The following is a 21,905-nucleotide window of genomic DNA, read 5'->3' as shown; positions in this document are numbered from 1 at the left end:
AATTGAATAAAGCGATTTTTTAACCAAAGTATCAAGCATCGATAATCTCCAAGATCCTATTCAGTTCAGTCACTGAAGTAAATGGAATCTTGATTTCACCTTTATTTTTATCGTTGGCCGAAATTTTAATTTTCGTCCCGAAATGCGAAGATAGTTGATCTTGTACTTTAATTATTTCTTTACTAGGCTCTTTGTTCTCAATTTTTTCCTCAGGTTCATCAGGAAAAGACGCTTGCTTGACCAATGCTTCTACTTTCCTCACTGAGAGGTCTTCCGCTAGTATCTTTTTGAGTAAATCCAACTGAAAAACAGAATCCTCTACGCTGATCAACGCTCGTGCGTGTCCCATTGAGATTTTACCATCCCTAACTGCCGCCTGAATGTCTGGTGGAAGTTTAAGTAATCTCAGGTAGTTATTAACTGTAGACCTTTTCTTACCCACACGATCTCCCAACTCCTCTTGCTTAAGACTACAATCTGTCAATAATCGCTGATAACTGAGAGCAACCTCCATCGCATTTAGATCTTGGCGCTGAATGTTCTCAATCAACGCCATCTCTAGCATCTGCTGATCATCCGCAGTACGAATGTATGCGGGAACTTTTTTCAACCCCACTAACTTACTCGCTTGGAATCTTCGCTCACCTGAGATCAACTGAAAAGAATTGTTGTTCAGCTTTCTCAAAGTAATAGGCTGGATAATCCCTTGAACCTTGATGGACTCGGCCAGTTCTTCTAAAGCCTCTTTGTCAAAATCTGTTCTTGGCTGATAAGGGTTCACCTCGATTTGATCGAGCTGTACTTCGGAGATACTACCTACAGCAGCACTTCTCTCTCGCAATGGCTTACGTTCTCTTGGCTCCTCTACGATCCCTGCTTCTTTGCTATTAGAAGAATCATCAAGCAATGCTCCTAAACCTCTCCCTAACGCATTTCTTCTTGTTGGTTTCTTACCAGCCATCTACTTCCTATCTAAATATATTAATTCACTTCTTCTACTGCCACTTGGTTATTAGCGACGATCTCATGCGCCAAGTTCAAGTAGCTAATAGCACCTTTACTCTCCGCGTCATGAGCTATGGCTGGCAATCCAAAACTAGGTGACTCACTGAGCTTGATATTCCTAGGAATCAAGGTGTCAAACACCATAGATTTAAAATGGGTGGTCACTTCTTCTACCACTTGGTTAGACAATCTTAATCGCATGTCGTACATCGTCAATAGAATCCCTTCAATTTCCAATTCTGGATTCAGTCTTGACTGAATAATTTTGATGGTATTCAATAATTTCCCGAGACCTTCCAAAGCGAAATATTCACACTGTACAGGGATGATCACCGAATCTGATGCTGTCAAGGCATTGATAGTAATCAAACCTAAAGAAGGTGAACAGTCAATAATGATAAAGTCATAATCATCCTTGATAGGCTCCAAGGCCTGTTTCATCTTCTGTTCACGCTCATCATAATCTACTAATTCTACTTCCGCTCCTACCAAATTGATATGAGAAGGTAGTAAATCCAAGTAGTCCAAATCCGACTGAATAATACAATCGTACGGATCTACTCCGTCCACCATGCACTCATAGATACCCGCCTCTATGTTCTTAGGGTCTTCACCAATCCCCGAAGTAGCATTCGCCTGTGGATCGGCATCCACAATCAAAGTCTTGAACTCTAATGCCGCTAAACTTGCTGCTAGGTTGATTGACGAAGTGGTCTTTCCTACTCCCCCTTTTTGGTTTGCAATTGAAATGATCTTACCCATAAAGCTTGGTTTCTGTTTATTTAAGTAGTGTAGTCACCATGAGGCAAACTACTGAACGGGGCAAATATATGTTTCGTTTAATCATTTACGATATATGACCTCAGAAATTTGTCCACATTAAAATGTTGATAAATATACTGCGAATCTCAGTATCAGCGCTTTACTAAATCATTAATTCTATGAATATCTATCTAATAGCGCATTAAACACTAGAGATCAATGTGTTAAATAAATTTCACTCTTTAAAGGCTTGCTCAACGAACATTTTCACAAGCTATCACATATAGCTTCACTTTCTAGACAATTCCTCTAAATTCACATGTGCATAGCACTTAATATCAAAGGATTATACCTTTATTCAGTGACAATGCATCTGGATTCACATCTTGTTTCTCTACTCCTTTAAATCTATTTACTATTTCGTCAGTGGTGAGCACCGAAGCATAGCGATTTTTCAAACTGTTGATCGTGCCCTGCTGGAGCTCTGGCGTCACAGTCGTACAGGCATCCTCTACCATCGTGACGAGATAGCCGAGATCACAAGCATCCCGAATAGTCGTCTCCACACACTCATTGGTATACACCCCCGCTACGATGAGCTCGTTGACACGTAGATTTTGCAAGATATAGTTGAGATTGGTAGATGAGAAAACACCACTGGCTGTTTTGTTTACCACGATCTCGTCTCCTTGTGGGGCTACTTCAGGCAAAAAATCAGCTTCTTTAGAACCTGGTGCCGCCAAAAGCCCTAGCCTTTTGTGTCCATTGCTACGGTCCCTCCCATCTTGGGTCATCGCTTGTATACGGGTATGGATCACTTCTATCTTTTTATCTCTGAATGTCTTGAGTAGCCGCTGGACATTGGGTAGCACATAGCTATTGAGTGTATCAAAATAATATTCCTGTTGCTCTACTGGTATCCCCGAAGTTGCCACATCTTTAAAAACACCATAACCACGTGCTGCATCCAAATACTGGATATCGATAATCAGCAAAGCAACTTCTAGATGTTCGAGATCATTTTTACGCTGTACCGAACTATCATCTACAAGTTCATGGTAGTACTGCTTCAGGGGGTCAAGGGAATCTTCGGGACGTAAGTCTCTGTCGAATTCTTTCATTTTAGAAAAAGTTAAAAGGTAGAAAGTTTAAAAGAGGAAAATAATTTTAGCTAATTAACGATCTCCCGCAATTCTTACGAGTGCATTCAGCGCTAAGTTAGCACCACTTTCGAGATGATGCCAATCGGTCCATTCGTGTGGCGAGTGGCTGATGCCATTTTTGCTCGGTACGAAAATCATGGCGATGGGTGCAATCTTGGCGACCATCTGCGCATCATGAGCCGCTCCACTCGGCATCACTTTGTAAGACATCTCTAGCTGCTGTGCTGCCTCTTCGAGATGCGACTGCATCTGGTTGTCACAAGCCACAGGATAGATCATACTGGCTTCTGTAAAATCAAAACTCAACTGCCGCCGTCTCGCAATCGCCGAAAGCGCTTTGCGACAAGCGTCTTTGAGCTCGTTCATCACCTCTAGGCTCACGTCACGTGCATCGATACTAAAATCCACTTCCCCAGGCACCGTATTGGCCGAACCTGGATAAAGCGCTACGTTCCCTATAGTAATCCGGGACGCTTCCCCACCATTTTCATCGATAATCCGCGGTATCTCATGTGCAAAATCCGCCAAACCCATAAAGGCATCTTTGCGCATCTCCATCGGGGTAGTCCCTGCATGGTTGGCTGCACCAAGCAGACGTACCTGCCACTTGAACAGCCCCGTGATGTCTGAGACGATTCCTACGGAGACATTCTCTGCATCAAGCACGGGTCCTTGCTCGATATGGAGTTCAAGATAGCTTTTGATCTCCTTTTTGGGACGAGAAGCAGACAAGGCCTGGTACGGATCGACTCCCAATTGCTGGAGCACATCCGATAGCATGAAGCCATCCAGATCCTGAGACTCTTCTATGATCCTAGGGTTGAGTTGCCCTGCAAAAGCTCGCGAACCGAACATACCGCCAAACCTCCCCTCCTCGTCACTAAATGCAATCACTTCTAATGGATAGGCTGTTTGGATACTCTGTTCTTTGATACACAGCAAACACTCCAGCCCTACCAGTACCCCTAGCGCTCCATCCAATGCACCTGCATTCGGTACAGTATCGATGTGCGAACCGATGACCACTGCGGGTTTATCTTGATTTGCTTCATTTTCGTAGCGCCCAATGATATTGAGTGCGGCATCTCGACGTGTAGGGATGCCATACGCCTCTAGCTTTGCCTCCAACCAATCCCTCGCCAAAAGTTCGTCGGCATTGAAAGCCATGCGATAGATCCCTCCATCGTCCTTCTTTCCGATGGCTGCTAGCTCGTTGAAATTTGCCTTGAACCGCTCAAAATTGATTGTCAATACCATAAGTCTATGTCTTTAAATCAAGAAACCCCTCCCAAATGAATGGAAGGAGTTCTCTTATACACAAAAAATAAAATCTTTGCTCGTTTACAAATTCAACATCTTCCCATCGATGAACTGGTTTTGCAAAATTTGAAGTCCGAGGATATGATTGACCAAAGCGTCCTTCCGCACAAGCGAAACAGGGTCTTTGTCGTTTTGATACTCGGTAATGAACCGTTTGAGACGCCCTGTATCAAAGATCCCTGCATGACGCAAAGCATCTTCATTCAAGTATTCCTCGATTAACTCATTGAGCGCATTCTTTTTCTTTTCTTCGGTATGTGCAGGTGGTGACATGAAGGCAAATTTTTCTCGCTCGTACAACACAGTCGGCAAAATATCCTTCATGGCTTCACGCAGTACCCACTTCTCTGTATTTCCCTTGATGCGATAGTGTGGTGGTATCTCACGCGCCATCTCAGCCACATGATGATCTAAAAAAGCTGGACGTGACTCCATAGAATTGGCCATATCTACCCTGTCACCTCCCCAGTTTAGAATCTGACATTCGAGCATGGTTTTGCTCCAAGTGTATTGTGCCTTGTCCAATACATGTCGGTTGTTGAGCTGATTGGTATCAAAACTCTGTGCAATGGTCGCTACCGGATCATAATCCTTGAGCTCCTCAATCAAATCATTGTGCAAGAGCGGACGTGCAATCTCCAAGGTATTCATCCATGGCTGAATCCATGAAGGTGTAAATCCACAAATCTCTTCCATCACAGGGTGTGAAACATGCTCCTCGGAGAGTATCGCCCCTTTGAACAGCGAATTGGTTTTCTCCATCAGTTCGCGGTAGCTATCTACCTCGTCCTGCGTATGCCCTGACCCTTCGATGTTTTGATAGCCATACTTGAGCATGTCCCGCTTGAGCTGTGGGTATCCACCAAACAATTCATCAGACCCCTCGCCCGTCACGACCACACGGTAGCCACACTCGTTGACCTTTTTACTCATCTGCCATTTGGCCACTCCTAGGGTATTGTAGAACGTACGTTCGGAGTGGTACGCCGTCTTGAGGTAATTCTCCCCGTATAGATCAGCCGCTGAGAGATTGATCTGTTCCTGATCTGCTCCGACACGATCTGCCATTTCTTTGGCGATGTGTGCTTCGTCATAGTCTTTGTTGTCAAAACTAATCGTAAATGCCTGCACAGGAGACTGCTGCATCGATGACGCCAAACCGAGCATCGAACAACTGTCTATCCCTCCGGACAAATAACACCCCACGGGCACATCTGCCTCCAACCTATGCTCTACTGCCTCGACGAGTTCTTCTTGTACACGCTGGATGTGGTACTCCGCTGACTTACCCATGTCACGATCTTGTTCTTCTGGGAAGTCCATATCCCAGTATTTGTGATCTTTGACTTCTAAGTTACCTCCTTTGCGCTCGATGATCAGCATATGCCCCGGACGCAGCGCCTGGATATCTTTGTAAGCCGTAGTACCCGGCACCATGGTCTGCATCAATTGATGCAATACTGCTTCACTGTCAAAGGCACGTGGCACCTCTGGGTGCACCATCAGTGATTTGATCTCCGAACCCCAAAACACATTGTTGTTTTGAATGTGATAGAAAAGTGGCTTGACCCCAAAACGATCACGCACCAAGACAAGGCGCTCTTCGTCCTCATCGTACATCGCAATGGCAAACTCACCGCGCAAGTGACTTACAAAATCTAATCCATATTTCTTGTACAGCGGCAAAGCTATCTCACTGTCACTCTTGGTCGTGAAGTCAAAACCTTCGAGCCTCAAGTTGGTACGAATACGTTTGTAGTCGTAGAACTCCCCATTGACGGTCAAGACGTGCTTGTTTTCGTTGGCAAACAAAGGCTGTCGCCCTGTCTCCAAGTCAATGATGGACAGGCGTGCGTGCCCCATTGCCAAGCCCTTTGGCTCATCAAGGTGATAGCCATAGCCATCTGGACCTCTGTGATAGAGCATTTGGGTCATTTTTTCTAAATTCTGCTGGGCAGATGATTCTAAAGCACCGGCTTTCCAATATCCTGTTATTCCACACATATTACGCTGTAGGTATTTTGTCTTTTGGGAGTTTATTAAATCGATTGAGTACGGAGATAAACAAGGCCTGCCTGATAAAGACCGCTCCGTGTGCCTGAGTAAAGTATAGGTTGTGATGGGTATCGTCCAATATCGGGTCCAACTCGTCGAGCCGTGCCAAAGGATGAAGTACCACCGCATCTTCTTTCAATTTCGTGTTTTCGTCTAGTTTGAATCGACTATCCAGTGACTTGTAGCTATCCCCCAAAAAGGCAATAGAATTCATATAGATCACATCGAGATCCTCGACTACTTCGTTGATATCATTGGTAATGTGAATTTTGATCCCCGAGGCTTCTGCTTTGACATTCAGTTCTTCGCCGAGAGGATCAGCCATCTCTGAGATGATAGAGATCTGTTTGATATCGTCTTTGAAAAGGAGCGACATGCGCAAAAAGCTATTGACTGCACGCATACTCCCTGGCGTACCTAGAATCCCCAGGTGGATTTTCTCTTCCGGTTTCAGAACGCCCTTGAGTTGAGGTTTCCACTTGAGGATCGCAAACCAATCGGCCAGCGACTGTGTGGGATGCTCTCCCGAACCATTGCCAGCATTGATGAGTGGGACACGTAGGTTAGGCAAAATCTCTTCGATCGCTGAGGTCTCGGTATGTCGCATGACCACACAATCCCCATATGCATTGAACATCTCTCCGATATCGAGCAATGACTCGCCCTTGGCCTGACCTGTACTCTTGCCATCCGAGATACTGATGATCTTGCCATCCAATCTCAATACTGCACTCTCAAAAGACAGCCTCGTCCGTGTACTTGCTTCGAAAAAGGCAGTCACGATAATTTTCCCATCAAGGGGGTGAGATTTTGCAATTTCCGTGCTCTCAAGTAGTGCAGCAAACTTGCAGATCTCCAAGACCAGTTCTTTGTCAAACTGATCTACAGATAGGATACTCTGTCCAGTGAGCCGCTTCAATACCTCTATATTGATCGGATCTTCTTGGAGTAATTTTTCGGGATCGGGATTGAGACCGTCCGACGCTAAGGGGTTTTTGTCCAGTGCATTTTTTCCTGGATCAAACTTATCACTTACCATAGTTGTTTGGTTTTAATGTCTCTAATCAATAGCCATACTAAGGCTATCACTGTCACGGTGATTCCTAGCAAAGAAGTCCCAATCAATACACTTAAAAATAGTTCAGAAAAGTTCATGGTATAGGCTTTATTCTTGAGATTTAGATTCGTTGAGTGTGTTCCATTCGAAATCGTCTGGAAACAAATAGGTACAGACCAATACCGTCACCATAGACACAGCTGCTCCAATCAATGAGGCGGTGTACCAGCCCAATTGAAAATAAGCCACTAGGCCGCTACTACTACCCAGTATCATTCCGAGCATCGCTCCTTTGGCGCTGGCTTTGCGCCAAAATAGACCTGTCACGATGGGCCAAATCGTACTCCCCACCATAGGCCCTGCAAAAAACAACACCGTAGCAAGCGTACCAATGCGTGGCATACAAAACGCCCATGCCAGAACCCCCAAGCCAATAATGATTCCTGCCGAAACTTTTCTCAGCAGCTTTTCACCAGCTTTCGGATTAATCATCTTGCGGTAAATATCTTCGGTAATAAGATCAGAGGTAGCCGCCAATAAACTGTCAATACTGGATGCGAGCGAACAAAAGAATACAGCAAATACAATCACCGCACCTGCTTGCCCCAGCACATGAGACGCCACCAACGGCCCCACCATATCCGGACTAGTGATATTGACACCCAGCGAACCACTCGTCAAAGCGATAAATCCTGCCGCAATCGGCACAGGAAACCAAAACAGACCCGATAACAAATAAGCCTTTTTTCCAATTTTTTCGCGCATAGCAAAGGCTCGACTCCACCACACGTTGCTGTGAAACACTTCCCCCAGCCCAAAAAGCAGGTTGTTAAATACGGACATGATCGCTGCAGGCATGAGTGCATTCAATAGCATGGGCTTTTCATCCAATACATTGGTATATATGTGACCAAAATCAACCTGTGTCAATACACCAACACCCACGACCACTATACCAATCAAAATAATCAGAGATTGAATAAAATCCGTCCCGATCACAGCATACAAACCACCAAACAAGGTATAAACAACGCATACACCAAGGATCACTGTCATTCCCAGTTCGTACGGAATACCTGCGATGGCATTCATCAGGATCCCTCCCGCCATGCCCATACTCACCAGCCATGTAAAACCATAAAAGATACTGATAACTAGAAAGACATACCAGGTAAGCTTGTCATATCGTAGACGGATAAAATCCCCACTCGTGTAGCCCGTCGGCATCAGTGCTTTGATTCGATTCGCTAAAGGCGCAAAAAGAAATAACCCAAAGGAAGCAGTGGAATAGGCAATCATACCCCATATCCCAAGCTGCAGCGCAAACTGTGGCGCGAGCATCGTGGTATTGGATGTGACCCATGTCGCCATGGCCGTGGCAGCACCAAAAGCCAACCCCACATTGCGTCCAGCGAGCATGAACCCATCCATGTTTTTGGCCTTCTTGCCCCAGTAGACACCTAAAAATATCCACAGTGCACTGAGTACGGCCAGTAGTATCCATCCCGTCTCAGGCGAAATAATAAAAGATTGATGATTCATGACGTAGAGGGTGTTGAGCGTGAACCTTTGATGATAACAACTGACGTCAGGCTAAATACAAGCAAGCCCAAGCCTGACAAAGTCAACGCTAGATTTAGCGACTGATGTTGCACTTGTACTTGCAACACATTCGACCACTCGCCCTCATTGGCTTTGACTCGGTAGTAATACTGCCCGTCCAAGAGACCAGAAACAAAACTCGCCTTGTCAGGTCCACGGTAGATGACTTTGGTTTCCTCAAACAGAGAGTCTTCGGCCTGTTCCAGCCAAAAGAACTCTGCCTCACCTGACCAATCAAGTTGTATGTACCCACTCGGTGCTACCTGTAGGGATTCCCCTACAAACTCTACTTCTTGCGCTTGGACCACACTCATCGCCCAACAATAGATTCCTAGGGCAAGGGATAATTTTGAGACCATTATTATTCAATTTCTTTGTCCTCTTCTTTTTTTACTTCGGGTGTTTCCTCAGGAGGTTCATCCACTATGTTGCCAAACTCATCTACATAGGCAATCATTTCGTTGAGCGTACCCCCTCCATTTTCTCTTTCCTCTAGTTTCAGCCTTTTCTCTTCCTTCTTCTTTCTCTTTTTCTCCGCTTTCTGTCTTTTGACAAATGCATTAAAGTTCTTCTTTCCCATCTCTCTCCTGTTTTAGTCCATGTATTTCGCTTCCATTCTCTACTGGCATATCCCGCGCAGGAAACGATTCTACGCACGATAGGGTCAGACATCTTAGCGATTGAATTAAAACACCAATTCCTTTTCTAAAGCATAGAATGGGCATAGCAAATCCTCCTTTTTCTGAAACAGAAAAAGTGAACCCACTATCCTCAGCAAGTTTTTGTTAAAAAGAAATTGAAAATTAGATGAAAGGTATCCGTCAAATGACTCACACACTGGCAGCCCCAGTCGGTTCATGACCAGATATGATCTGGTGCATTCATGTAGCTCGACACTGTCGATGACGGAGATATGTACTTTAAAACCTTCGATAAATATGTGGTGTCCCCATAGGCTCTGAACCAACAGCAACCCTATGATCAACTCATCTTCTAAGATATTTAATGACAATACGAAGTTAGAATATATGTCCTACACCACAAATTATAAGCGAACTAATCTATATGTATGCCCATGCAAGGCTAATCTCGTTTACATATTATACAACAATAGTACCCACTGGTAGAGGTGAAGTAAACAAAACCTGATAGATTGATGACTAATCTATCGTCATAGACAAGACTATCCCCCCTTCTGATCCTAACTAAAAAGAACCGTTTAATAAAGTGCAGTACTAATAAGAAAGTTAATGGAGTCAATGACTAACTATCTAATGGTAGAGCGTACTCTTTACACTACCAAATCGCCGAGTCGTTCACAGTCTTCCAAACTCAGCGGCTTTCGCGCTATGCTATGAATCTCCTCGTTGATCAGTAACTTTTCTAATCTAGCAATCTGGTCTTCATAAGTCAAAACAACAATCTTAACGTCCTCTTTATCAAAATGATTGAGCATGGCATATTCATGCAAAAACACTTGCCCTTCGATCACTGGAATATGAACATCGAATAGGATGAGTTTTGGAAGTGTACAACCTGAACTCTTCAAATAATCAATAGCTGCCTTTCCACTCGTCACTACTGCTACATTCTCTGCCAACTGAGACTCAATAATCGCCAGCTTATGCGCATAATTGTCAGTTGCATTGTTATCTATCAACAGTGCATTCTTGCATCTATATTCTCTCATCTACTATTCTTTGACTCTAATTCTCTCCCCTACAGAAAGTGCAAAATTATCCTTTTGATTGATCCTCAACAAGTCCTGAATCGGAATGTTATATTTTTTGGATATCCCATAGAGCGTTTCGCCTGGTTCAACGACATGAAAATCCACCTCCTTAGGTTTCATCTCAAATGCGCGCCCCTCTCCGTGTATGATCAGTGTTTGCCCTAGACTCAGGCCGACATCATAGAGATCATTCCATTCTTTGATATCCTCTACCGACACCCCATACTTCTTGGAGAGTGAGTACAAGGTTTCTCCCTTGGTGACCTCATGAGTGAAATAATTTCTATCCTCGGTTTTTTTCTCTTTTCTAGGAGCTTCATCAACTGGGGTTGGTTCTTTGTCTGACTCAGGCTCTCCTACTTCCATAAAAGTCGGCAACTCTTCAGGAGCTTCTACTTTTTCGTCCTTTACCTCATCCACGGCATCTTCTTCTAGAGGTGTCGACTCTTGCTCGTCTACCTCTTCTTCCTGGATCGCTTTCTCTATGATTTCTTGTTCCTTCTTCTCTGCTAGTTTTTCAGCCTTTTTCTCCTCACGGATCAGTTCCTTTACTGGAATCGTCTCATCTACTGGTGCAGTAGACAGTTCACGAATCTCTACAGGTTGATCCTTTGGCCTTCTATTCCTCAGCCACATCACACGACCTGCTTTGATAGGGTCTATGGTCATCATTCGATTCATACGAGCCAGTCGCTTTTCTTTGATCCCGAACTTTTGTGAAATCTCCCACATCGTCTCACCTGGCAGTGCAGTATAGTAATAGGTCCGCCCTCGATTACGCTTTGCTCTCAGGTAGTACACTTCTCCTTCTTGTATCGCCTCCCCAACAGTGATATCATTGTACTTGGCCAAACGCTCAGGGTGTAAAGCTGCCTTTTCTGACAAAGACTGTACATCATCTCCTGGCTGTGCCAATATAGTCGGCAGCCCATTGATCTTAATGAAGATATTTTTTTGCGTATTCAGACCTGCACTGAGTGATGGGATCACTACGGGTGCAGCTGTGCCCCCTGCATCTGATTTTTCGCTTTTCTGTACATGATGTTTTTCTACCCCACCATTGATTTTATCAATAGACTTTAACTTACCCGTCACTGGTACAACTACGGTATAAGTTTTATCATCTGGAATTTTACTGGTTTTCAACCATTTGTTATACTGTTTAAGTTCCGTCTCGCTGACTTTGAGTTCGTCAGCAATCTTACTCAACGTTTTCCCACCACCTCGCTCATAGACGAGTAGTTTCATCCCCTGACTATGCCCTCTCTTCATCGCTTCCTCAAAAGCGATTTTGTGCGCCAAACAACGCTTCACGTACCAATGTGTCTTTCGATCTATTGTCATTCGGGTCGCTCCGAACTGTTTCTCATCGACATACTTCGCCGCACCACCACGCCCAGTCATGTGGGCCAGCAGTGTATATATCCAATTGTTGAAATAGAAATTGTGACGTTTGAAATACTTGGCTGCACCAATAGTAGAAGAAACAATATTCAATCGCTCGTCAACATTCCTATCAATGCGCAACCCTACCTCTCTACCCGTAAAATCCTTAAACTGCCAGAACCCCACTGCGTTGGCAGAGGACACTGCATCTGAAATCAATGCACTTTCCTGTACGGAGAGAAATTTAAAATCATCTGGCACGTTCTGCTCTTTAAGCGTCTTCTCTATCACAGGAAAGTATAGCCGAGCACGATCTGCCTTCAATTCAAAATATTTTTCACTCCGAGTGAGCATATCTACGTCTTCTTGAATTTCCTTTCGTGCACCTTCGGTGATCTTGAGTTTCATTCCGGCAAACTCCATCGTCGTGGGGACTTTGGGCTGATATGGCTCTTCGGCTCGGAGACCGGAACACAAAAAGAGGACTAAACAGGTGAAAAAGTATCTCATAAAACTCGTAGGATCATTAGTCCATCTCGGACTGGCATAAGTACATTTTCGACCCGATCGTCTTGATGTACATTTTGATTGAAAGCCAATAGGGCTTTGGTGTCTTTGTCCGTTGATTTCTCGTCCACTACTTTGCCACTCCAGAGGACATTGTCTGCGATGATAAACCCTCCCTGTCGCATCTTTGGCAGCACTAGGTCAAAATAAGCTTGGTAGTTAGACTTGTCGGCATCTATAAAAACCAGATCAAACACCTCGTCAATCGTCGGGATTATTTCCAGTGCATTGCCTACATGAAAATCAATCTGATCATCATAGCTCGACTCGGACAAGTAGCCACGTACACGCTCCTCTAGTTCTTCATTCACATCCAGCGTAATCAACCGACCGTCGGGAGCCAACCCCTCAGCCAAACATAGCGCTGAGTATCCAGTGTATGTGCCTATCTCTAATACTACTTTTGGTCGTATCATGTGCGAAAACATAGACAGTACCCTGCCTTGCATGTGCCCAGAGAGCATTCTAGGTCGCATTACATAGAGATGTGTTTCTCGGTCTATCTTCTCTAGAAGTGAACTAGCAGCTTGACTATGTTGCTCTGCGTATCGCTGTATTTCGTTTGCTAAAAAATCCAAATGGTTTCGATCAATAAATTGTGACAATTCTAGTCCATATCCCGCCAATTAGCAACTTACTTTTCATGATTCACATGAAGCAAAATCAAGCTTTTTAAAATAGAATAAAGGCTTATTTTTGCGCAAACAGCACAACAACCCCATGATCAAACACATCGCCATTGCAGGGAATATAGGAGCAGGCAAAACTACGCTGACCAAAATGCTTGCCAAACATTATGGATGGGAAATCCAACTCGAAGAAGTCGACAACAACCCCTATCTAGCAGATTTTTACAAAGACATGTCCCGTTGGGCATTTCATCTCCAGATATTCTTCCTGAATAGTCGGTTCAAACAGGTACAAGAGATTGCACAAATCCAAGCGCCCGTCATCCAAGACCGCACGATCTACGAAGACGCCTATATTTTTGCAAAAAGCCTCTATGACCAAGGCTACTTTGTGCAACGCGACTATGACAACTACCTTTCCATTTTTGAATCCATGATCCAATATGTAGAGGCTCCTGACCTCCTGATCTATCTCAAATCTGACCTGGATAATCTGGTAAGAAACATAGAAAACCGAGGCAGAGACTATGAAAAAACAATCCGAATCGACTACCTACAAGAGCTCAAAACCCACTATGATACATGGATACAAAACTATGACAAAGGCAAACTGCTCATCATAGATGTCAATACGATCAATTTCGTAAAAAATCCCGAAGACTTCTCATCTATCGTATCCAAGATAGATCGTGAACTATTTGGCTTATTTAGCTAATCAATGAGTCTAAATAGAGATTATGTAAAGTCTCCCTACTATATGTAAATTACATTAACACATAACATGACCAAATCAATGAAAACCCTATTTATCTGGCTGGTATTACTAGTGAGTACGCTAGCATGCCAGCAACAAGACGTTCCACAGTCCACCTCCGAAGACGATTTTGAATATAGCACGGAGCAATTTGCAGACCTTAAAATCTACCGCTACCGCATCCCAAACTTTGATGAACTGAAGTTAAACCAGAAAAAACTCGTCTACTATCTGGCACAAGCTGGACTGAGTGGTCGTGACATTATCTACGACCAAAACTATCGTCATAATCTCACCATCAGGAAAGCCCTTGAAAATATAGTATCCAACTACACTGGAGACCGTAGTGATGCGAATTGGGCTCAACTAATGGAGTACACCAAGCGTGTTTGGTTCTCTAATGGGATACATCACCATTATTCGATGGCGAAGATTATTCCTGAATTCTCTCCCGAATATTTCGATACGTTGTTACATGCTACCAACCAAGAACTATCTGATGAGGTTCTTGATGCTATTTTTGATCCTTCGGTGGACAACAAAAAAGTAAATCTAGATGAAAGCAAAGGACTGCTATTAGGCTCTGCCACTAACTTTTATGATCCTGATGTGACAGCCGATGAAGTAGAACAATACTACAGCCAGATCATCAACAAAAACACAGACCAGCCTCTCTCCTATGGACTAAACACTAAGCTCGTCAAAAACGAAGACGGACAGTTAGAAGAAATAGTATGGAAATCTAACGGTCTCTACGGTACCGCCATCGATCAAATCATATACTGGCTAGACAAAGCCACCACTGTAGCAGAAAACGATGCGCAGAAAAAAGCATTAGAACTCCTCATCAGCTACTACCAAACGGGGGATCTCAAAATATGGGACGACTATAATGTCGCATGGACTAGCGCGACGGAGGGAGACATTGACTACATCAACAGTTTCATAGAAGTATACAATGATCCACTAGGATACAGAGGTTCTTTCGAGTCTATCGTGCAAATCAAAGATTTCGAAGCGTCGGACCGCATGCAAGTACTCTCCGACAATGCGCAATGGTTCGAAGACAACTCTCCCATCATGGATGAGCATAAAAAAAGCAATGTCGTAGGAGTCAGTTACAAGGTCGTCAATGTTGCCAGCGAATCTGGTGATGCTTCGCCTTCTACTCCCATCGGTGTAAACCTACCCAATGCCAACTGGATTAGAAGCCAACACGGCTCTAAATCCGTTAGTCTTGGCAATATCATAGATGCCTACAAAAAAGGCAGCAGCGGTGGCATGACCGAGGAATTCACCTTCTCCAAAGAAGAAGCGGCAAGAGCAGAAAAGTATGGCGTATTAGGAGACAAAATGCATACCGCCCTTCATGAAGTGATCGGACACGCATCAGGTCAAATCAACCCAGGTGTAGGTACGCCTAAAGAGACACTCAAAAACTATGCTTCTACCCTAGAAGAAGGAAGAGCAGATTTGGTCGGCTTGTATTTCATCATGGATCCAAAACTCGTAGAGCTAGGGCTAATCCCTAGCCAAGAAGTAGGTATGGAAGAATACGACAGCTACATTCGAAATGGTATGCTTGCCCAACTGAGAAGAATTGAACCAGGTGAGTCCATCGAAGAAGCCCATATGAGAAACCGCGCCTGGGTATCAAACTGGTCTTACGAACAAGGTCTAACAGACAATGTCATTGAAAAAGTAATGCGTGATAACAAAACCTATTATGTTATCCATGATTATGAAAAGCTCAGAGAGATATTTGGGCAACTACTCCGCGAGACACAGCGCATCAAATCCGAAGGAGATTACCAAGCCGCTAAAGACTTGGTGGAAAACTACGGGGTAAAAGTAGACCCTGTGATACACTCAGAAATACTAGCTCGAACCGAAAAATTAGACATAGCACCCTACGGTGGGTTTATCAATCCGTTGCTCGTACCCAACGTCGATTCGGATGGCAACATCACAGATATCACAATCGAATATCCAGAAGACTTTACAGAGCAGATGCTCTACTACGCCAAGAAGTACTCCTTCTTGTAACTAAAAAAGGGCTGTCATGTAAATGACAGCCCTTTTCAATTTCTATTCAATCAACAGCTATTTCAAATCTGGCTGAGGAGTCATTCTCAAATACGGTTTTACTTCTTTATATCCTTTAGGAAACAAAGCAGGAATATCCTCTGTCTTCACTGCTGGTACTACGACACAGTCACCACCAGCCTTCCAGTTGGCTGGAGTGGCCACTTTATGATAGGCAGTCAACTGCAACGAGTCGATAACTCTCAGGAGTTCTTCGAAGTTTCTACCCGTAGAAGCTGGGTAGGTGATCATCAGCTTCACTTTCTTGCTCGGGTCGATGATAAACACCGATCTCACGGTCAATTTATCATTTGCATTCGGGTGAATCATGTCGTACAGTTCGGACACCTTTCTATCCTCATCCGCGATAATAGGAAAGTTCACTGTCGTGTTTTGCGTCTCATTGATATCCTTGATCCATCCATGATGAGACTCCACTCCGTCTACACTTAAAGCAACTACTTTGACATTCCTTTTATCAAATTCAGCCTTGTAATTGGCTACTGCACCGAGTTCGGTCGTACATACAGGTGTGTAGTCAGCAGGGTGAGAGAATAGTACGCCCCAGCTATCGCCGAGCCATTCATGAAAATTGATTTCTCCTTCCGAAGATTGTGCCGTGAAATTTGGAGCTTCATCTCCAAGTCTTATTGTGCTCATGATATATTATGATTAAAATGGTTTAAACAATGTTATTGAATTTCTGATCGGATTCCATTTAACTGAAATCGTATTTCATCAAAAGTTTCAGGGTACTAAGAAGATTCTACGATAGAATCAACAACCACTCAGACAGCAACCATTTCGCGATGCTGTAGAGTATAGATAGGAAAAGAAATAAGTCATCTTCATCTGTATTTTCTTTTGTTACTTCTACCAACGATGGTTAGCTATTTAGGTTTACTAAAAACACCCCTTCTATTCTCAATTCAGTGTCGACTTTCTCAATACGAGAAAAAACAAACTACTACTCAGACGACAAAGAAGTAATTGATTAAAAATCATCAACCTATCTAAGCTAGAAAAGCCGCAAACATTCGAAACGAAACAATCTAATAATCAATAAAATACTACCACTCAAACACATGAGATATAAAACTAGGTTTATCGGAGGTTCCTGCAAGAGCAAGCATGGTATAAAATTGGCTCACAACGATACAGACCTTTACTAAACACCATAAATCATTAGAAAGAATAGATTATAAATCCGCATGTCAAAACCCCAATTAATTCAAACCATCTTAGGCTGCCTATTAGCCATCATTATACTTTCATCCTGTCAAGACGTTCCCACTACCACGGTAGAAATTCAGTTTCAGCCCAACAAAACAAGCCCTCATTATGAAGCTGTACAGATCGACCCCTCAGCGCTATTAGTCAAATCGATGGACGACCAAACGTGGCACCCCATCTCACAATCTTCCCCTGGTCACTATACAGCAATAAAACTAGAAAAAGGAGTAGAATCACTCTCTGGAGAAATTGTAATTCTCCATAAAAAACCAAAACACATTAAACTAATATTAGGCCATGAAAACACATTACTGTTAGATGATCAGGTCATCCCATTAGAAACTGTGCATGGTAATGAAGCACGAATCAAACTACAACTCTATACCGATTCAGAAGGAGAGATTAATTATAAACTGGTACTCGTATTCGATCACTATAAGCAAAACAACCCGCGTGAAGTCAATACATTTTCGGATATGTATTTGGCATCATAATCAACTAAACAAAAATAAACATTAATTCACCTGCCCGAGCCCTGCCAGCGTCATACTGGTAGGGCTTATTTTGCATAACCCAAGGTTGATTTGTCATTTATGCGATAAAACAGTTCATTCAGTTCAAAATTTAATATTGTGATAACAAATAAACACCTACATTTGTTTCCCCATCTGTAACACCCAGTTATACATCCATATTTAAGCATATTTGTATGTTAAGGAAAATACTAGCCGCAGGGTTAATTTCTGTCGTATTTGGGTCAATCATATTTTTATTCTGGCAACAGGAGTTGCAGTATGTACTCCCTACCCCTATCCCTACTGACTATACTGTGGTGCCTGTCAATCAACTACTGGATATAACCGACCAAAATATCGCTCCTCAGAGCAAACCTCGGCTCTATCATTTTTTCAAACCAGGATGCCCTTGTTCTCGCTTCAATGTCAAACATTTCAACTCTCTAAGAAAAACCTATCAGGATCAAATTGATTTCATTGTGGTAGTTCCTGAGGGAAGTGACTACTTCTCCTCAATAGAATATTTTGACGAAGGGCTACAAATCACAGAAGACAAAGGACTACTACTCGCTCATGAGTTCGGTGTATATGCTACACCCCAAGCTGTGATCGTCTCTACAGATCAAAAACTATACTACCGTGGCAACTACAACAAAGCCAGATACTGTACTGATCCAGGGAGCAACTTTGCTCAGATGGCACTAGACTCACTACTTTCTAACCGACACCCTCCAGAATTCGGACTATTGTCCACGGTATCCTATGGATGTGGGCTGTCGGATGACAACTTTAAATTATGGAAACTTTCACTTTAACCTCTTATGAATAAATCAAAACAACTAACCAAGAATCAGGCAAATCAAATCCTACAGCCTTATCATATCAAAGCTGACAAATACATGACTCGTGTATTACTTGGTCACGCAGCTTTTGCGCTGGTAATAGCTCCATTCTATGACACTTGGATATTAGCTATCGCTGTGAGCGGTCTAGTAACAGCTGCATGGTTTGGTACACGAGCATTGCTACCTGAGAGCAGTACCAACCGTTATTTGGCCAGTTCCATTCTGGGTGTATATGTAGCGTTATTTATATACCAAATGCATGGGTTATTTGAAATGCACTTTTTTGCTTTTATCAGTGCCGCTATCTTGATCATTTATCAAGATTGGAAAGTGCAAATTCCGTTGATTGGCTTTATCGCTTTGCACCATGGATCTTTTGCCTATGCACAGTTTTCTGGTGTACCAGACGTATATTTTACACAATTACAGTACATGGATTTACAGACATTTATATTCCATATACTACTAGCAGCTACAGTCGTTACGATTTGCGGAAAATGGAGTCATTCGTTTAGAGTCAACACCTTAAATGACGCGATCACTAAACTTCAACTGCGTGCATCCAACAAAAAAATGGCTGAAATGAACAAGGCACTGGGTAGAGCCCGTGCTGAACTCAAAGAAAAAAACGAGGAACTCAATATCAGCAATGAAGAGCTAAACCAAAGAAACGAAGAGCTCATCGAGACTACCAACAAGCAAATAGAAATCAACGCCAAACTCACCAACATCGATTGGAAGTTGTTTTAAAATTCTATTGATTCATAGGGCCAAGCAGCCCACTCATGCCCCTATGAGTCATTCCCTATTTTATGAGCAAACCGCACTACTCACCCATATCTCTTGGGCAAATCTGCATACCCTAAAGTATGTAGATTAAGTTCGGTCATACCCTATATCAATCAGACAGAGAGCAAAACAGGTGCAACGTTGTATGTAATATTATTTCTGTAAATAGATTTTTTTGGTAACTTGAACTTATTAATCAAATCTAAACTTCAACCATGAACTTTTTTCACCTAGGAATCAAGGATGACATCACTCCCTATATGAAAGGGAAAGTCAAGTTATCCAATCAAGTATCTATTATGTGTGCATTCATAGGCTTCTTCTATGCCTTCTTTATTTATGCACACTATGAAGCACTGGTCATTTACCCTGCTATGCTGTTCGTTATTTCCATCTCTTTATTGGCCTTAAATCATTTTGGTATGGTTCAAACCTCACGGTTTTTGGCCTCTTTTCAAATGCTAATCATGGCCTCTTTGTTTCATGCATCAATCATACAAAGTAGCGATTCATTTTTGATTCCATTCTTTTGCTCGATGCTCGCGATGACCCTTATCCCGTGGGTGCTGTATGGAATGGAAGAAAAAGTAATGTTAATCATCTCGCTAACGATATGCTACGGTCTACTATTGAGCCAAGGCTACCTCAATCAAATTCTTGAGATACCTGTAGATGTGGCTTTCTTTAGAGAAAGCTACCTCAACATCATGACCTACGCATTTGCTATTGCTATCGCTGTAGTGTTGTTGATCATGATGAAACTAGACGATAGTGAACGGTACAAACTGAAAGAAGTAGAATAAGGTATCGAGTAACCAAAAAAGGCTTTCGTGTCAGTTAACCTATATGGGCTGACATGAAAGCTTTTTTTGGCTAACACTATCTCACATAAACCACAGTCACCCAGTATGAAATATCTATTGTGCATTATTGGATTGATATTATCTCACAATGGGACAACCCAAAAGCTACCGTATGCCAAAAACATCATACAAACACTAGCCTCTGAAGAGTTTAAAGGACGCGGCTATGTAGATCATGGAGACCAAAATGCTGCTGACTATATCCAGTCACAGTTTCAATCCATAGGTCTAGTTCCTTTTGGGAAAAGCTACAGTCAACCCTTCACTACTCCCGTCAACACCTTTCCTTCAGCCATGTCCCTCTCGATCAATGGTGAAGCAAAGCAACCTGGTATAGACTTCCTCATTGATGCTGGCTCTCCGGGCATAAAAGGAGCTTTTGAGACCGTATCTATGGAGATCGATGACTTCATCCATCGAGAAAAACTCTCTACTATACTCAATAATTCCACAGGAAAATTCCTTATCATCCCAGATTACAACCCTAAAGACTACAACCCTGAGGAGCAAAAATCCATTCGTGAAGTCATCGATTTCATCAAGTACCACCCAGAAAACCCTGCCTCAGGGTCTATCAGCCTCACGACTAACAAACTCACATGGAGTGCTTCCACTGCTGTCTACGCAAAACCATCACTAATATTGAAAATAGACAGTACCACTAGCAACATCCATACTGTCAAAATAAACATCAAAAACAAGTTCATCTCCCGCTACCCAACCCAAAATGTAGTAGGTCATATCAAAGGACAGCATCCCGATTCGCTCGTCCTACTCACTGCGCATTATGACCACCTCGGTATGATGGGCAGTGAAACGATCTTCCCCGGAGCAAATGACAATGCGAGCGGTATCGCAATGCTCCTAAGCCTTGCTAAACACTACAAAGAAAATATTCCCAAATACACGACTGTTTTCATCGCTTTTGGTGGAGAGGAATTAGGATTATTAGGATCAAAACACTTTGTAGAGCATCCAATGTTCGAACTCTCCCAGATCAAATTCCTAGTCAATTTTGACATCTCAGGCACTGGCGATGATGGTATACAAGTGGTCAATGGGTCTATCTACCCAGATGAATTTGATCGATTGCGAGACATCAACGAAAAAGAAGCCTTGCTCCACCAAGTCAAAATTCGCGGAGAAGCCTGTAACAGTGACCACTGCTTCTTTCATCAACAAAACGTGCCCAGTTTTTTTATCTATACGCTTGGTGGCATACAAGCATATCATGACATCTATGATCGATCTGAAACGTTACCTATGACAGCTTTCGAGGATTACTTTCAACTGATGACAGTATTTATCGATGGATTATAAAGAAGGAAATAGCAAAGACTTATTTCGGATTATTACGTTAATATTACCTCGAGATACAGTTGTATCTGGATGCAGAAACGCCTGTATCTAAACCAAATCAAACAATGGGAAAATCACAAGACGCCAAAAAGAGCGTAAAAAAAGAGGCCACTAAAACACCAAAAGAAAAGAAGGCCGAAAAACGATTGAAAAAATCCAAGAATAGTTAACAAGCTAACTACAA

General features: G+C 42.9%; 21 protein-coding genes. 7 read left to right on the top strand and 14 right to left on the bottom strand.

The annotated features are described in order from the left end of the window. Positions 1-31: 31 nt before the first annotated feature. The 13 genes from BGP76_RS05915 to BGP76_RS05855 all read right to left on the bottom strand — a co-directional run bounded on the left by BGP76_RS05915 (position 32) and on the right by BGP76_RS05855 (position 13,227). Complete coding sequence (locus BGP76_RS05915; RefSeq protein ID WP_073118389.1) at positions 32-961, bottom strand: ParB/RepB/Spo0J family partition protein; 930 nt, start codon at positions 959-961, stop codon at positions 32-34. A 20-nt stretch (positions 962-981) separates the two neighbouring features. Next, a complete protein-coding gene (locus BGP76_RS05910; RefSeq protein ID WP_073118391.1) occupies positions 982-1,767 on the bottom strand; it encodes a ParA family protein in 786 nt (261 codons plus the stop codon). 338 nt (positions 1,768-2,105) lie between these two features. Continuing rightward, positions 2,106-2,888 (bottom strand): cysteine hydrolase family protein, encoded by a 783-nt coding sequence (locus tag BGP76_RS05905; RefSeq protein WP_119843951.1) that lies wholly within the window; start codon positions 2,886-2,888, stop codon positions 2,106-2,108. Positions 2,889-2,942: 54 nt separating this feature from the next. Beyond that, positions 2,943-4,187, bottom strand: a complete 1,245-nt coding sequence (locus BGP76_RS05900) for a Zn-dependent hydrolase (RefSeq protein ID WP_221409848.1) — start codon at positions 4,185-4,187, stop codon at positions 2,943-2,945. An 84-nt stretch (positions 4,188-4,271) separates the two neighbouring features. Further along, positions 4,272-6,254: an asparagine synthase (glutamine-hydrolyzing) gene (gene asnB / locus BGP76_RS05895; RefSeq protein WP_099598812.1), complete on the bottom strand. Its 1,983-nt coding sequence runs from the start codon at positions 6,252-6,254 to the stop codon at positions 4,272-4,274. A gap of 1 nt (position 6,255) precedes the next feature. Then, positions 6,256-7,344: an aspartate carbamoyltransferase gene (locus BGP76_RS05890; RefSeq protein ID WP_099598813.1), complete on the bottom strand. Its 1,089-nt coding sequence runs from the start codon at positions 7,342-7,344 to the stop codon at positions 6,256-6,258. A 126-nt stretch (positions 7,345-7,470) separates the two neighbouring features. Then, on the bottom strand, positions 7,471-8,904 hold the full coding sequence (locus tag BGP76_RS05885) for a sodium:solute symporter family protein (RefSeq protein ID WP_119843950.1): 1,434 nt from the start codon (positions 8,902-8,904) through the stop codon (positions 7,471-7,473). After that, the gene (locus tag BGP76_RS05880; RefSeq protein ID WP_143520003.1) at positions 8,901-9,323 is read right to left on the bottom strand and encodes a hypothetical protein; all 423 of its coding nucleotides are present in this window, start codon (positions 9,321-9,323) and stop codon (positions 8,901-8,903) included. The genes BGP76_RS05885 and BGP76_RS05880 overlap by 4 nt, the downstream gene beginning before the upstream one ends. 2 nt (positions 9,324-9,325) lie before the next feature. Further along, complete coding sequence (locus BGP76_RS05875) at positions 9,326-9,544, bottom strand: cold-shock protein (RefSeq protein WP_119843949.1); 219 nt, start codon at positions 9,542-9,544, stop codon at positions 9,326-9,328. 105 nt (positions 9,545-9,649) lie between these two features. Beyond that, positions 9,650-9,976: a hypothetical protein gene (locus BGP76_RS05870; protein ID WP_119843948.1), complete on the bottom strand. Its 327-nt coding sequence runs from the start codon at positions 9,974-9,976 to the stop codon at positions 9,650-9,652. A 279-nt stretch (positions 9,977-10,255) separates the two neighbouring features. After that, the gene (locus BGP76_RS05865) at positions 10,256-10,654 is read right to left on the bottom strand and encodes a response regulator (RefSeq protein ID WP_073118406.1); all 399 of its coding nucleotides are present in this window, start codon (positions 10,652-10,654) and stop codon (positions 10,256-10,258) included. Positions 10,655-10,657: 3 nt separating this feature from the next. Beyond that, positions 10,658-12,505 (bottom strand): LysM peptidoglycan-binding domain-containing protein, encoded by a 1,848-nt coding sequence (locus tag BGP76_RS05860; protein ID WP_221409847.1) that lies wholly within the window; start codon positions 12,503-12,505, stop codon positions 10,658-10,660. Between the two features lie 83 nt (positions 12,506-12,588). Then, entirely contained in the window at positions 12,589-13,227 is a 639-nt protein-coding gene (locus BGP76_RS05855; RefSeq protein ID WP_119844331.1) for an O-methyltransferase, read from the bottom strand. A gap of 142 nt (positions 13,228-13,369) precedes the next feature. On the opposite strand from BGP76_RS05855, the gene BGP76_RS05850 reads away from it, so the two are divergent. Both BGP76_RS05850 and BGP76_RS05845 read left to right on the top strand, forming a co-directional pair. Further along, a complete protein-coding gene (locus BGP76_RS05850; protein WP_073118410.1) occupies positions 13,370-13,993 on the top strand; it encodes a deoxynucleoside kinase in 624 nt (207 codons plus the stop codon). A gap of 78 nt (positions 13,994-14,071) precedes the next feature. Continuing rightward, positions 14,072-16,078, top strand: coding sequence for a dihydrofolate reductase (locus BGP76_RS05845; RefSeq protein WP_119843946.1), 2,007 nt, complete (start codon positions 14,072-14,074; stop codon positions 16,076-16,078). A gap of 57 nt (positions 16,079-16,135) precedes the next feature. Here the strand turns inward: BGP76_RS05845 and BGP76_RS05840 are convergent, their stop codons facing one another. Then, a complete protein-coding gene (locus BGP76_RS05840) occupies positions 16,136-16,777 on the bottom strand; it encodes a peroxiredoxin (protein ID WP_119843945.1) in 642 nt (213 codons plus the stop codon). Positions 16,778-17,328: 551 nt separating this feature from the next. On the opposite strand from BGP76_RS05840, the gene BGP76_RS05835 reads away from it, so the two are divergent. The 5 genes from BGP76_RS05835 to BGP76_RS05815 all read left to right on the top strand — a co-directional run bounded on the left by BGP76_RS05835 (position 17,329) and on the right by BGP76_RS05815 (position 21,682). Beyond that, positions 17,329-17,844 carry a hypothetical protein gene (locus BGP76_RS05835; protein WP_119843944.1) on the top strand — a complete coding sequence of 172 codons (516 nt, stop codon included), beginning with the start codon at positions 17,329-17,331 and terminating at the stop codon, positions 17,842-17,844. A gap of 215 nt (positions 17,845-18,059) precedes the next feature. Then, positions 18,060-18,680: an AhpC/TSA family protein gene (locus tag BGP76_RS05830; RefSeq protein WP_119843943.1), complete on the top strand. Its 621-nt coding sequence runs from the start codon at positions 18,060-18,062 to the stop codon at positions 18,678-18,680. Between the two features lie 6 nt (positions 18,681-18,686). Next, positions 18,687-19,460 (top strand): hypothetical protein, encoded by a 774-nt coding sequence (locus tag BGP76_RS05825; RefSeq protein WP_119843942.1) that lies wholly within the window; start codon positions 18,687-18,689, stop codon positions 19,458-19,460. A 254-nt stretch (positions 19,461-19,714) separates the two neighbouring features. Then, positions 19,715-20,302, top strand: a complete 588-nt coding sequence (locus BGP76_RS05820; protein WP_073118420.1) for a hypothetical protein — start codon at positions 19,715-19,717, stop codon at positions 20,300-20,302. 105 nt (positions 20,303-20,407) lie between these two features. Then, positions 20,408-21,682, top strand: coding sequence for a M28 family metallopeptidase (locus BGP76_RS05815; protein ID WP_119843941.1), 1,275 nt, complete (start codon positions 20,408-20,410; stop codon positions 21,680-21,682). The last annotated feature ends 223 nt before the right edge of the window (positions 21,683-21,905 follow it).

The organism is Reichenbachiella sp. MSK19-1, assembly GCF_003590315.1.
Classification (GTDB): Bacteria; Bacteroidota; Bacteroidia; order Cytophagales; family Cyclobacteriaceae; genus Reichenbachiella; species Reichenbachiella agariperforans.
This window is presented reverse-complemented; position numbering and strand designations above follow the sequence as displayed.